The organism is Enterococcus sp. DIV0756 (genome assembly GCF_051710745.1).
Classification (GTDB): domain Bacteria; phylum Bacillota; class Bacilli; order Lactobacillales; family Enterococcaceae; genus Enterococcus_A.
Genome location: NZ_JBIOLF010000001.1, coordinates 1,311,010 through 1,324,625, shown reverse-complemented (window position 1 = coordinate 1,324,625; position 13,616 = coordinate 1,311,010). Strand labels below are relative to the sequence as shown.

Sequence of the window (13,616 nt, the reverse complement as noted above, 5' to 3'; positions counted from 1 at the left end):
TCTTTTACATTTTTCAAACCATCTATCACTTTATCATACTGCTGTGGCAAAATAACCGTAGAAGCACAAATAAAGTGGATATTCTTCCACTACTTATTTTTGTCGGTTTTACTTTTTTTGTCAACTACTTCTGCTTTTTGAGCGACATAATTACTTACTTTCTGTATTTTTGTTTATAATAGAGGTGATTATAAGGAACGAAAGGAAGATTAGATGAAAGAAGCGTTGCTTTTTGATCAAGGAATGCTACCATATACGGACTTATTCAATCCTTTTGCTTTGACCGATGTCTTAACAGAATTCAGTGGGGAGCAAGAGCAACCAATCATTCATTTTTGGCAGTTACCGAAAACATTGATCCTAGGAATGAAGGACAGCCGTGTACCATATTTTAACGAAGCACTTAAAGCAGTTCATAAAGAAGGCTACCATTTACTTCTACGCAATGCTGGTGGTTTGGGAGTCATTAGTGACACTGGCATTTTGAATGTCTCATTAATTCTTCCTAAGGATACAATTACTGCTTTGTCGATCGATGACGGCTATCAGTCAATGGTAGACTGGCTAGAGCAAACTTGCTTTGGTAAATTGGGAATAGAAATCGGCGAAGTTGCCGATTCTTATTGTCCAGGTAAATATGACCTTTCTATCAATGGAAAAAAAATTGCTGGGATCGCCCAGCGACGGGTCAAAGAAGGCGTTGCAATTATGATGTATCTTAGTGTGAATGGCGATCAGAAGCTTCGAGGAAAGATCGTCCACTCTTATTACCAAAATGGATTAAAAGAACAATTTGGAGTGGGATATCCACCCGTAAATCCTGATAGTATGACGACGCTAGATGGCACTGCATCCTTTGAAGTATCCGTAAATTTTGTCAAAAAAGAATTATTGCAAGTGATACCTCATTATGATCAAACAAATTCTCTGTCAAACTTTTATCAATTAGAAGAGTATCAACGCCGCATTCAAAATATGCAGCAACGTAATACGCTTATTCAGGAGGTACTTAATGACTTATAAATATCAAATGTTGCCGCTGGAAAAAGTTTTTCGCGATCCAGTCCATAACTATATTCATGTTCAGCATCAAGTAATTTTAGATTTAATTAACTCAAAGGAAGTTCAACGTTTACGAAGGATTAAACAGCTTGGAACTACCTCCTATACTTTTCATGGTGCAGAGCACAGCCGTTTTTCACATTCGTTGGGAGTTTACGATATCACTCGCCGAATCTGCGACATTTTTCATCGAAACTATTCTCAAGAAAAGTACGGTAAAGATGGATGGGATGATTCCCATCGCTTAGTTGCTTTATGTGCAGCGTTATTGCACGATGTTGGTCATGGACCCTATTCCCACACATTTGAACATATTTTCCACACCGATCATGAAGCATTGACTGTAGCAATTATTACATCACCAGAAACTGAGGTCTTCCAGATTTTGAACAATGTCGAAGAAGGCTTTCCTGAAAAAGTTGCCAGCGTGATTACTAAAACCTACGATAATCCGCAAGTCGTGCAAATGATTTCTAGTCAAATTGATGCCGATCGGATGGATTATTTATTACGTGATGCCTATTATACTGGAACAGAATACGGAACGTTTGATTTAACACGGATTTTACGAGTTATTCGCCCCTACGAAGGCGGAATTGCCTTTTCAATGAATGGGATGCATGCCGTGGAAGACTATATCGTCAGTCGCTATCAAATGTATGTTCAAGTCTATTTCCATTCTGTTTCTCGTGGAATGGAAGTTTTATTGGAGCATCTGCTGGACCGTGCCCATGAACTGTACCAAGAAGATGCGGAAATTTTTTCACTTCATTCGCAATTCTTGATTCCATTTTTGAAAGAAGAGTTTTCTTTAGAAGATTACTTGAAATTAGACGATGGGGTTTTGAATACTTATTTTGCTCAATGGATAGATGAACAGGATTTGATTTTAAGTGATCTCGCGTATCGCTTTTTAAATAGAAAACCTTTAAAATCAATCACGGTTAATTCCAGTGAAAATCCATTGCTGATTGAAATGAAAGACTTGGTTGAAAAAGCTGGATTTAATCCGCGCTATTATACCGCAATCAATTCCAGTTATGACTTACCTTATGATCTTTACCATCCAGAAAAAGGCAGCCACCGTACACAAATCGAATTGATGCAAAAAGATGGATCAATGATTGAATTATCCAAAGCCAGCCAGCTTGTTTCTGCTTTAACAGGGCAAGGTCAAGGCGATGTTCGTTTCTATTATCCAAAAGAAATGACTCAACTAGATAGCAAAAACTCGGATCTCTTCGATGATTATTACCGCGCCTTTGCTAAACATATTCATAATGGTGCATTAGTTAACTAAAACAAAAAACCTTTCTGATTTCTCAGAAAGGTTTTTGTTTTAGCCACTCTTCTACTGCCCATTTGTGACTGCCGCGTTTCAATAACTCAATCGCTTTTGCTGGTTTCTCCCAACTGCTGTTGTTTCCTTCTTCTAATGGTTCAGAAACTTTTTCCCAGCTTTTTGTAGAATAAAAGTAGCCTGGATTATAAAAGAAGGTTCCGCGATGACGCGAGTAAAAATATTCATCTGCTTGCCCTAAATATTCTGATAAAACGACTTCAAAGCCCAATTCTTCAAGCATTTCACGCTCGATTGTCTCTTCTTTCGTTTCATTACCTTCGATTTCTCCTCCGGGTAAAAAGTATGCACCATTAGGAGCTTGGACGAGCGCAATTTTTTCTTCATCATTCATTAAAATTGCATAAGCTGCATAACGGGCTTGATATTTTTTTTCGGCTTCCTTTTCGCCAAACACTGGGATCATTGGTGTCCTCCTAAGTAACGTATTTACTAGCTAGTGTACATTAAAAAAAACTCATAAACAACCACTGAGCATAAATGTCAGTAAATTGACGTTTTATGTTATTATGAATTTAATAATTATTAGGAGGGTATTTACTTATGAAAATGGCACATACTTGTGTTCGAGTAAAAGATTTAGAAGCATCCGTCAAATTTTATCAAGAAGCATTTGGTTTTGAAGAATCTCGTCGTCGTGATTTTCCAGATTCAAAATTTACGCTCGTTTATTTAACTTTACCAGGTGATGATTACGAATTGGAATTAACCTACAACTATGATCACGCTGCCTATGATCTAGGAGACGGTTATGGTCACATTGCCATTAGTTCGAATGATCTAGAAAAACTTCATGAGGAACAAAAAAATAAGGGCTTCAACGTGACCGACTTGAAAGGTCTCCCTGGAACCGATCCTTCATACTACTTCATTACTGATCCAGATGGCTACAAAATTGAAGTTATTCGTTAAAAGCAAAAGAGCTAGATTCAACTAAATGAATCCAGCTCTTTTTTATATTTTTACTAACATCCTGATGAGATACTTTATCCAATCATGACACTTTCTTCTGGCAGTTTGTAATTTCCTTGATCTTTCTTCGTTAGACGCATGGTTAGTGAGAAGCCAACTGTCAAAATCCCCACTCTGCCAATATACATCAAACCAATGATTAGAATTTTTCCCATAAGACTTAAACTTGGTGTTAATCCCATCGTTAATCCGACAGTACCAAAGGCTGAAAAAGTCTCAAATAAAAGATATTCAATCCCTCTAAAACGTGGCAAAACTTCCGTTACTGACATCAGCATCGTTACTGCGATACATAGGCTTAGTGTAATAAAAAATAAGGTAAGCGCACGAGAAACGACAGAGGGACGAATCGTTCGTCTAAAAGCCTCCGCATGCATCCGCCCCCTCAGCATAGAAATCGTTTGAACCAATAAAACACCGAATGTCGTTGTTTTCAATCCGCCAGCCGTTGATCCAGGGGTTCCACCAATAAACATCAAGACTATCGTAAATAGTATACCCGCTTGACTGACATTGCCGTAATCAACTGAAAAATAACCTGCGGTTCGAGCAGTCACCGACATGAAAAACATATTTGCAAAACGATTAATTGGAGATGAATTCCCCACTATATAACGTCCACCAGATTCAGATATACAAAACACAATAGTTCCAACAATCAACAAACTTAAGGAAACAGTTAAAGCTAGCTTACTATGCAAACTGAGCTTCCTTGTCTTACGAAAATTCATTAAATCCTGCCAAACGATAAAGCCCAAGCCGCCACCGACGATTAAGCCAGAAATTACAAGTAACACATACGCATTACCTTGAAATCCTACTAAACTATCACCAAATAAATCAAAGCCAGCGTTACAAAAGGCCGAGATAGCATGAAAAAATGAATACCAAAGACCTTTGCCTAATCCATATGTTGGAATAAAATCAATAGCTAATAAAACGACACCCAGCAACTGAAATACCATTGCAAAACGAAAAATGTACAGCATAAGCCTCATAACTCCAGATAAACTATCTAGGTTTAGTGATTCCCGTAAAATGATCCGAGTCATCAAGCCAGCTTTTCTTTTCATGATCGCCATAAAAATGAATGGCATCATCATGAAACCAAGACCACCTACTTCAATTAATCCTAGAATGATCAACTGTCCACCCATATTCCAATGTTCACTTGTAGTGAGGGTTGTCAAGCCCGTTACACAAGTTGCAGATGTCGCTGTAAACAATGCGTCTATGAACGGTGTTCCCTGTCCAGATTTTGTAAATACAGGTAAAGTCAGTAACAAACTTCCCAAGAGAATGATTCCTGCAAAACCTAGAGCGATAAATTGAATAGGATAAATTTTAAATGGCCATTGCTTTTCTTTCCTCATAGTTTCCTGCCTTCAAAAAAAGTGCTACTTTCTCAAGTAGCACCCATATTTTTAACTTTGATCATGCGAGTCACTTCTGCACGTTCATTTTCTTCCAATTTCATTTTGATAAAATAAATCGTTTCTTCTAGCTGAGGGATCGTCATATACTCTAAAGCATTAACACGACGACGTGTTTTTTCGATCTCCTTTGCCATTAGTTGACAAGTTTTTTCGATTTCAGTCAGTTCTAATAATTTAGGCAGAACTTTCGTGAATTTTTTAATACTTTGATCCAGCTCATCGTTAGAATTCAAAAAGCCATATTCAAGCGGACCATCAGCAAGATCTTTTTCATGTTGGAAGTTCATGATCGGAACTTTTACGCTCATCACATCTTTTTCAATCACATCAAGCGTTACACGTTCTTTAGGCACGGCTAACAATTCTTCAATGTACTTGTCATTCAATAACGCATCGGCTACAGAGAAATTCTTCATCGCTTGCTGCAACTCCTCTTCGACTTCAGCACGCATGACGTTATTCTTTTTGACCAGTAAAATGAAACGTCTCATTAGCTCATCTTGCTTGTCCTTCAAAAGCTTATGACCGCGACTTGCAGTCGTCAGTTGCTTTTTCAAGCGTGTAAGCTCCATCCTTGTTGGATTAACATTTAATTTCACCATAGGATCATTCTCCTTTTGTTAAATATTCGTCCAACATATCGTCTTTGATTCGTTTCAACTCTGTTCTTGGCAGCATTGCTAATAGTTCCCAGCCAAGATCCAATGTTTCATCAATCGAACGATTCTCGTAAAATCCTTGATTCACATATTCTTCTTCGAAACGCTCAGCAAATTTTGCATAGATTTTATCGACATCTGACAAAGCAGAATCTCCCAACACGACGGCTAGTTCCTTAGCTTGTTTTCCTTGAGCATAAGCTGCAAATAATTGGTTCATCGTTGGCGCATGATCCTTCCGCGTCTTTCCTTCACCGGTTCCCTTATCTTTCAAACGTGATAAGGATGGCAATACATCAATTGGCGGCTGGATACCATTTTTATCTAATTCTCGAGACAAAATAATTTGTCCCTCTGTAATATATCCCGTTAAATCGGGAATTGGATGTGTCTTATCATCTTCCGGCATCGTTAAAATCGGAATTTGAGTTACCGATCCTTTCAAGCCACGAATTCGACCAGCACGTTCATATAGTGTCGCCAAGTTCGTATAAAGATACCCAGGATAACCACGACGGCCAGGAACCTCGCGACGAGCCGCTGAAATTTCTCGAAGCGCCTCGCAGTAATTGGTCATGTCTGTCATGATAACCAACACGTGCATTCCTTTTTCATAGGCCAAATATTCAGCCGCTGTCAAAGCCATGCGGGGAGTTGCAATCCGCTCAATCGCTGGATCGTTAGCCAAATTCATGAACACAACTGAACGATCTATCGCACCTGTCTGACGGAAATCTTCCATAAAGAATTCTGCTTCTTCAAAAGTGATACCAATCCCGGCAAACACTACAGCGAAGTCATCTTCCTTATTCAACACAGTTGCTTGACGGGCAATTTGTGCCGCCAACTCTTTATGTGGCAAACCAAAGCCAGAGAACACGGGTAATTTTTGTCCACGAACCAACGTATTCAAGTGGTCAATCGCTGAAATCCCCGTTTGAATAAACTCATCAGGATAATCTCGCGAAACAGGATTAATTACTTCCCCATTGATATCAACATTCTTTTCCGCTAGTATTTCTGGTCCGCCATCTTTTGGACGACCCAGGCCATCAAAGACACGACCAACCATATCCTCAGAGACACCTAACTCCAACGGATGTCCTAAAAAACGAGCCGTAGATTCTTTTAGGTTGATACCGCTTGTCCCTTCAAAAATCTGAACTAAAGCTTTGTCTTCATGGATTTCTAAAACTTGTCCGCGACGCAATTCGCCATTTTTTAAACGGATTTCCAGTAGCTCTTCATACTTTATGCCTTCAACTTTATCAATTGCCATCAAAGGTCCGACCACTTCATTGATGGTTTTATACTCTTTAATCATTGGTCATTCCTCCTTCAGCAACAATCGCTTGAATTTCCGATACAATATCCAAGTTGATTTGATCTAATTTTTCTAACTCTGACTCTGAGATATATTTGCTTCGAGCAATGCGATCGCGCAAAGTGACCGTTCCATCCATGATTTCTTTCAAATAGGTCCCTAATTCTAATGCACGTTGACCTTCTTTATTGAGAGTCAAGATGTTTCGAATCATTTTGAATTGTTTTTCTCTTGATGTAAAAGTATCCACATCGTCAAAGGCATTTTGCTGCAGATAGTCTTCTCTTAAAGACTTCGCAACCTCTAGTGTCAGACGATCTTTTTCCGACAACGAATCAATTCCGACCAAACGAACGATTTCATTCAGTTCAGATTCCTTTTGCAGCATCCGCATCCCTTCTGCTACCATTTGAGACCAATTTGCTTGTAAATCATTGTCTAAATACTTCCCAACTTCGGAAGAATACAGCGAATAGCTTTCCATCCAATCAATTGATGGGAAATGGCGTTGCTGTGCTAATGTTGCACTTAATCCCCAAAATACTTTTACTACGCGCAATGTATTTTGAGTTACTGGTTCAGAAGTATCACCACCTGATGGTGATACCGCACTGATCGCTGTAATTGAACCTTCACGTCCATCACTTCCCAATGCAATCACACGTCCAGCACGCTCATAGTATTCTGCTAAACGGCTACCTAGATAGGCAGGATAACCTTCATCCCCAGGCATCTCTTCCAAACGTCCACTCATTTCACGCAAGGATTCCGCCCAACGTGAAGTAGAATCTGCCATAATTGCAATATTATATCCCATATCTCGGAAGTATTCTGCAATGGTAATTCCGGTGTAAATAGAAGCCTCTCGCGCTGCCACTGGCATGTTCGAGGTATTCGCAATTAGTATTGTCCGTTCCATCAAAGATTCCCCTGTAGTCGGATCGACTAATTCAGGGAACTCATTCAATACATCTGTCATCTCATTTCCGCGTTCACCGCAACCAACATAAACCACAATGTCCACGTCTGCCCATTTAGCAATCTGGTGCTGAACGACCGTTTTACCAGCCCCGAATGGTCCTGGCACTGCGGCTGCCCCACCTTTTACTACTGGGAAAAAGGTGTCTATTACCCGTTGACCTGTAATCATTGGTGCCTCTGGATTTAGCTTTTCAGATACAGGGCGTCCACGACGAACTGGCCATTTTTGCAACATCGAAAACTCTTCCAAGCCATTTTGAGTTTCAATTACATAAACTGTTTCATCAATTGTGAACTCTCCTGATGTGATCTTTTTCAATGTCCCTTTAACACCATTTGGCACCATAATTTTATGTGTAATGATTTTCGTTTCGTTTACTGTTCCGACGATATCCCCAGCTGACACAGTGATTCCTTCTTCAACAGTTGCGTCAAACCACCATTTCTTCGTATGATCCAATGCTGGAATTTGAACACCGCGACTAAGGAAATTGCTGTCAGTCTGTTCCTTGAATGTATCTAATGGGCGTTGAATACCATCGAACATTTGAGAAACGATCCCAGGTCCTAATTCGACCGAAAGTGCTTCTCCTGTTGTTTTAACTGGTTCTCCTGGTCCAATGCCTGCAGTTTCTTCATATACTTGAATGGATGCCACATCGCCGCGCATCTCAATAATTTCGCCGATAACTCCAAGGTCACCTACGTAACAAATATCTTGAATAGCCGCTTGCTCCATATTTTCTGCCAACACTAGTGGACCAGAAACTTTAATTATTCTACCTTCTTGCAAGTCATTAGCTCCTTTATAAAATATTCTGTCCTACTGCTCGTTCAACTTGTCCTTGTATCATGGACTTGCCGATGCCTAATGTTCCTTCATGATTAGGAATTAAAACGATCGCTGGAATCATTTTTTCTTCATAACGTTTAATGGTATCAGGAACAAGCTGAGCAAATTCCTCAGTGATGTAAATAATGCCATAGTCTTTTTTAGCCATTTCATCAATTTGCTGTCGAATAAGTTGCTTGTCTTTTGTTGTTCGAGTATCAAAGTCAAAAAGTTTGAATGGTAAGACTGAGTCTTTGTCGCCAATTGCACCGATCTTATGTGCCATATGTCTCACGCATCCTCTCTCTTATTTGTTCTTCTGATAATCCGACCTCTTTGCCTGTGATAATCAAACGAAGATTTTTGGCCTCGATAGCTTTTGCGTTTAACAATGCCAACACCGGCAATGGGCCAAACGCCTGTGTTTGAGCTGTTTCATAAAAGCCCGTCAAGTAATCATCGCAAAGTCGTTCTAGCTGACTTAGATTAATCGTATTTTCTTGAATGATTGGTTCGATAATTTCACCATACGAGGTTGATCTTAAAAAGAGTGTAAACTGTTCTAAATCCCCCTCAACACTATCAAGTAATTCATCTTTTGGAATACTACCATGGCTCGATAACGCTGTAGACATGAAGTTGCGACTTCTTTTTTGTTTGATCCCTCTAGCTACCATAAGCATATTTGTAAAGTCAATAAAACTGATAACTTCTTTTGACAATTCAGGTTCATCGATCGCATCAGCAATCTTTCTTTGACAGTACAAATATTTTCGATCGAGAATAATATCAATCCCTTGTAAACTATTTGATTCTTCAAAATGCTCCCGGACTTCTTGTAAACTTTCGAGTAAAAAATCCGGCAATCCACTGGCTTGACCAGTCCGAATTGCTGTTTTGATTTGATCTAAAGAATAAAAGCCATCATATATATAGAGATCATCAAAGTTTTGATTTAATAATTCAGCTTTAATTAACGCTTTTAGATTATGAAAGGTAAAGCGCATTGTATATATCCATACCACTTTCGTATCAGGCACGATTTTTATTAACTCTGAGAGCAATTCTTCTTGCGCTTTTCCTAAAGCCTCTTCAAAACTTTCAGAAAAATTATCAGTTAAATATTCGCCATAAATCGTCCCTCTAAAAAGCGTCTCAACTTCTTCCATATCTTCGGCTTTTAACATTCGCCCCATAAAATCAGATGATAACAGTTCCAATTCCTTCAAACGAACCAGCGGATTCAATTCATGATACGTAGATTGTTTCATTCAATGCCTCCTAATTCGTAGTCTTTTAATTTTACTAAAATCTAAATTTACACCACTCTAGTTAAAAAGTGTTTGAGCGAATTGAAAACTCTCTCGTTGTTGTATTTCTCTAACTAAACTCTGATAAAGAAAATTATACTGTACACCGTCTTTATCTAAAATAAAGCCCGCTTGAGCCATGATAGGATTTTCTCCCATGATTAGACGATAGGAGAGTATAGAATTTTGCTCCGCAAGCCATTCTTTTGTAAAAACAGTTTGAGATTTTTCTCCTGGAATGAAAACCAAGTCGCCTTGTAACTGCATTTTCTTTAAAGCATTATGAGCGAATTCTTGTTGTTCCTTCATAGACCAATTTTCCATTTGTACAACAGCCTCAGCAAACACTCGCTCTAAAATCGCTTGCTTTTGATTTAAGATCATTTGTTTTTGTGCAACCTGCCGCCGGTTCTTAGCCTGCTTATAATTACTTTCAAGATTTTGCAAATTTTTCTCTAGACGTTTTTGATGATCTGCTTTCATTTCTGTTAATTCCGCTTGAAAGTCCTGATCAATCCGCTCGGTCTCTTTTTCTTTCAGCTGTCGCTGCTCCAAGTCAGCTTGCTGGTTCAGCTGCTCGACTATCTTTTCGATTGCTTCCATCAAAAAACTCCTTACACTTGTCCAACTAACAAGAATGAGATAACGAATCCTAAAATTGCATACGTTTCAACCATGGCAGCATAAATAATTCCTTTTGTTGAGTGTTCTGGTTTTTTCGCTAAGATTTGAATACCTGCAGCTGCAACCTTTCCTTGGGCAATCCCTGAAAATAATCCAGTAAATGCAATTGGTAACGAAGCCCCTAAATAACCTAATCCTTGAACAACTGTTAAATCACCAGATAGATTCGTGAAAATCAAGAAGGCGATAACGAAACCATACAAGCCTTGTGTACCTGGAAGTAACTGCAAGATCAAGGCTTGACCAAATTTTTCCGGTTGGCTAGTCGTCAAAGCTGCTGCTGCTTCACCAGTCATACCTACCCCTTTAGATGAGCCTATACCTGAGAAAATCGTTGCTGTTGCCATTCCTAAAATTGCGAAAATAATACCACCACTGTTGTTAATCAAATACTCCATCATTGTTTAAAATTCCTCCAATTATTTTTCTTGTTCGATATTTACATATTTTTCTTCCGTTTTTAATGGACGGAACGCACGTCCGCCACCCTCGTAAAATTTCCCAAAAAATTCTACATACTGTAGTCGAGCACCATGAACATAGGCCGACAACAAAGATAAAAAGATATTTAGTCCATGCAAAGCCAGCATTAATAAAATTCCAACGCTGAATCTTGCAATTGGCGGCATGTAGCCTACCAACATATTAAATGCTGCCGCGATACTCCCACCAGAAATCCCTAAAGCCATCAACCGTGTATAACTAACCAAATCGCCAATATAACTAGTAATTCCGTATAAATTGTAGGCTCCTTTAGCAAGTCCCTTGATTTTGGATCTTGATTGAAGCATCGGCGTAACAATTATCAGTAATGCACTTAATACAGCTAGTCCTACACCAATAAGGAAGAGTGCTTGATTGCTCATCAACATTTTCCCTAAGCCACCAATGATTGCACCAACCATAATGCCTTGCCAAGCAAATCCATCTGAAACCGCACCTAGATAATTCTTAGCTTTGATATTTTCTTTGGCAGCTAAGCCTAATCCGATAAAAATCTGTATCACACCAAAAATAATCGACAGAATCAAAATACTAATAACATCGTCACTAGTAGAAAGAATTGGTGTATAGCCTAACGAAAAACCAAAAAATGAATTGTAAATCAATCCCCACATAATAGTCGGAACAGCCAAAATTTGGAAAAAGCGCATAAATCGCTCCATTCCGCGTGGTAAAATTGTTCGCAAAGCAATCGTTGTTGCTACTAACATCAAAGCACCATATCCTGCATCAGCTACCATCATTCCAAAGAAGACAAAATAAAACGGCATAAACCATGGTGTCGGATCAACTTCATGATATTTTGGTAAACTGTACATTTCGGTCAGCATCTCGAATGGTTTAACTAACCGATGATTTTTTAATTTGGTCGGAATTTCCTCATCAATCTCTGTACTAGTTGGTTCTTCAATTTCAATATACAGGTTCTCAGCACCAATCAATTCGCCTACAAAATCCTCAAATTCCTTAAAGCTGTCTGTTTCAATCCAACCTTGAAGTAGAAATACTTTATCATCTCTGATGAAACGATCGTGAATCAACCAACGATTTTTCTGCGCCAGCAATACCTCCTCTGATGTTTCCAGATGTTCAATAACGATTTTTTTCTGGCCAATTAATCGAGCTAATTTCTTCTGCTCTTCAACTAATTCCATTATTTCACGTTGAATAGTTGTTAATTCAATTTTTGGAAGTTGTGCTCGATTGTAAGTGAAGGCAACTATGCTAAATTGACGAATAAGTTCTTGTACCTCACTTTGTTCTGCGCGTAAAAATAATAGAACAAAATTAACAATATGATCATCACTATAAATAACTTCGTAATGAATTTGCTTATCTTGCAGCTCCTGTTTGAATGATTCCCAGATACTTGCGTCAGCAGTTCCTAAAAAACACTTTGATGAGCGTAGCGTATATTCTTTTGGTAAAAAGTCTAACGCTTGCCATTTTTGTAAAAGACTTTCCTGTTCACTTAAATCACGCTGCTTTGAGTTAGTATCCGAAAAACGTTTCTCTAACGCTTGAATACTTTCTAATTCTGAAAGCAAAGAAGCTTCGTCGAAATTGTCTTCTAGAGTCTTAAGTGTCGCCACTTGGCGTTTAAGATGAAGTCCTTTTTCGCGACTACTGCCATGATGTTCGACAAATCTAATGGCATTTGTGATTTCTTCTAATTGATAATCAATCTTTGCAAGCGTATCTTGACTAGGCAAAGGTTCTACTTCATTAAAATATTCCTCAACCCACTCATTACTGACCGTTTGCTGAAAGAGGTCTCGAATTTCAACTCCTTGAAATCCCTGAATCGCAGATAGAATTCGCTCGCTATATTCTTCTTGAGCAATCAATGTCAATTTACTCATTTTACTGACTGCCATATTCTGAGATCACCCTTTCAATAATTTCTTGAATTGTCTGTTCTTTCTTAGAGGAATAATTTTCCTCCATTAATTTAATAGACTCTTCAGCCTTGCTAGATAAAACTTGCTCTTCAGCTTCTAAATCTTGAGCTAAAACCTGTTCTCTTTCGGATAACGCATTCGAAAAATCTGTTCGTAATGCCTCTCGTTTCTCCTGTAATAATTGTTTTTTACTAGCTTCATAAGCTGCTAATTCTGCCAGTAATTGTTGCTTTTTTCTTTCATTTTGATCTTCAGCATACTTTATTTTTTCTAAAGCTTCTAACACACAAACCCTCCTTTACATACAAAAAGAGCGCAAAACTATCAAGGTTGTTCTTCTCACCCCTTGAAGAACACGATCCTTGAAGCTTACGCCCAACCTTTTTGTATTTATTCAATGGTTACAGTATATCAAAAAAAGCCGTTCTCGTAACTATTTTTCAAAAAAAAGACAAAATTTTCCTAAAGTAATTAAGACGAAAACGGCTATATTTTAACGTTGTAAGCAATTTATATAATAGATTAAAAAGCAAAGAAAATTTAAAGATCGAATTACTTGCTTTTTAAGTTTTGACTATGGTATCAAAAGAT

14 protein-coding genes and 1 other annotated feature are annotated in these 13,616 nt (G+C 38.4%); of the genes, 3 read left to right on the top strand and 11 right to left on the bottom strand.

The window, feature by feature from the left end; all coding sequences use genetic code 11:
• Positions 1-213: 213 nt before the first annotated feature.
• Together IGI44_RS06375 and IGI44_RS06370 are read left to right on the top strand one after the other, a co-directional pair.
• Positions 214-1,023, top strand: a complete 810-nt coding sequence (locus IGI44_RS06375; RefSeq protein WP_438786949.1) for a lipoate--protein ligase family protein — start codon at positions 214-216, stop codon at positions 1,021-1,023.
• Positions 1,013-2,362 carry an HD domain-containing protein gene (locus IGI44_RS06370; protein WP_438786948.1) on the top strand — a complete coding sequence of 450 codons (1,350 nt, stop codon included), beginning with the start codon at positions 1,013-1,015 and terminating at the stop codon, positions 2,360-2,362. Before IGI44_RS06375 ends, IGI44_RS06370 begins: the two co-directional genes overlap by 11 nt.
• A 22-nt stretch (positions 2,363-2,384) precedes the next feature.
• On the opposite strand, the gene IGI44_RS06365 is transcribed toward IGI44_RS06370, so the two are convergent.
• The gene (locus IGI44_RS06365) at positions 2,385-2,828 is read right to left on the bottom strand and encodes an NUDIX hydrolase (RefSeq protein WP_438786947.1); all 444 of its coding nucleotides are present in this window, start codon (positions 2,826-2,828) and stop codon (positions 2,385-2,387) included.
• Positions 2,829-2,965: 137 nt separating this feature from the next.
• On the opposite strand from IGI44_RS06365, the gene gloA reads away from it, so the two are divergent.
• The gene (gene gloA / locus IGI44_RS06360; RefSeq protein WP_438786946.1) at positions 2,966-3,334 is read left to right on the top strand and encodes a lactoylglutathione lyase; all 369 of its coding nucleotides are present in this window, start codon (positions 2,966-2,968) and stop codon (positions 3,332-3,334) included.
• 74 nt (positions 3,335-3,408) lie between these two features.
• Here the strand turns inward: gloA and IGI44_RS06355 are convergent, their stop codons facing one another.
• The 10 genes from IGI44_RS06355 to IGI44_RS06310 are packed head-to-tail and all read right to left on the bottom strand — an operon-like array spanning position 3,409 to position 13,311.
• Complete coding sequence (locus IGI44_RS06355) at positions 3,409-4,767, bottom strand: TrkH family potassium uptake protein (RefSeq protein WP_438786945.1); 1,359 nt, start codon at positions 4,765-4,767, stop codon at positions 3,409-3,411.
• A 32-nt stretch (positions 4,768-4,799) separates the two neighbouring features.
• On the bottom strand, positions 4,800-5,432 hold the full coding sequence (locus IGI44_RS06350) for a V-type ATP synthase subunit D (protein ID WP_016182020.1): 633 nt from the start codon (positions 5,430-5,432) through the stop codon (positions 4,800-4,802).
• A gap of 4 nt (positions 5,433-5,436) precedes the next feature.
• On the bottom strand, positions 5,437-6,813 hold the full coding sequence (locus IGI44_RS06345; protein ID WP_016182019.1) for a V-type ATP synthase subunit B: 1,377 nt from the start codon (positions 6,811-6,813) through the stop codon (positions 5,437-5,439).
• The gene (locus tag IGI44_RS06340; RefSeq protein ID WP_438786944.1) at positions 6,806-8,587 is read right to left on the bottom strand and encodes a V-type ATP synthase subunit A; all 1,782 of its coding nucleotides are present in this window, start codon (positions 8,585-8,587) and stop codon (positions 6,806-6,808) included. The genes IGI44_RS06345 and IGI44_RS06340 overlap by 8 nt, the downstream gene beginning before the upstream one ends.
• 13 nt (positions 8,588-8,600) lie before the next feature.
• On the bottom strand, positions 8,601-8,912 hold the full coding sequence (locus IGI44_RS06335) for a V-type ATP synthase subunit F (protein ID WP_438786943.1): 312 nt from the start codon (positions 8,910-8,912) through the stop codon (positions 8,601-8,603).
• Positions 8,902-9,897, bottom strand: a complete 996-nt coding sequence (locus tag IGI44_RS06330) for a V-type ATPase subunit (protein ID WP_438786942.1) — start codon at positions 9,895-9,897, stop codon at positions 8,902-8,904. The genes IGI44_RS06335 and IGI44_RS06330 overlap by 11 nt, the downstream gene beginning before the upstream one ends.
• A 57-nt stretch (positions 9,898-9,954) precedes the next feature.
• A complete protein-coding gene (locus tag IGI44_RS06325) occupies positions 9,955-10,539 on the bottom strand; it encodes a hypothetical protein (RefSeq protein WP_438786941.1) in 585 nt (194 codons plus the stop codon).
• Positions 10,540-10,550: 11 nt separating this feature from the next.
• Entirely contained in the window at positions 10,551-11,021 is a 471-nt protein-coding gene (locus tag IGI44_RS06320; RefSeq protein WP_222226670.1) for a V-type ATP synthase subunit K, read from the bottom strand.
• A gap of 18 nt (positions 11,022-11,039) precedes the next feature.
• Positions 11,040-13,001 (bottom strand): V-type ATP synthase subunit I, encoded by a 1,962-nt coding sequence (locus IGI44_RS06315; protein ID WP_438786940.1) that lies wholly within the window; start codon positions 12,999-13,001, stop codon positions 11,040-11,042.
• Positions 12,988-13,311 carry a hypothetical protein gene (locus tag IGI44_RS06310; RefSeq protein ID WP_438786939.1) on the bottom strand — a complete coding sequence of 108 codons (324 nt, stop codon included), beginning with the start codon at positions 13,309-13,311 and terminating at the stop codon, positions 12,988-12,990. The genes IGI44_RS06315 and IGI44_RS06310 overlap by 14 nt, the downstream gene beginning before the upstream one ends.
• Positions 13,312-13,358: 47 nt before the next feature.
• Positions 13,359-13,406: a sequence feature (sodium ion sensor (DUF1646 type); this cis-regulatory element may regulate processes involved in with the transportation of sodium ions), on the bottom strand.
• Positions 13,407-13,616 lie beyond the last annotated feature (210 nt).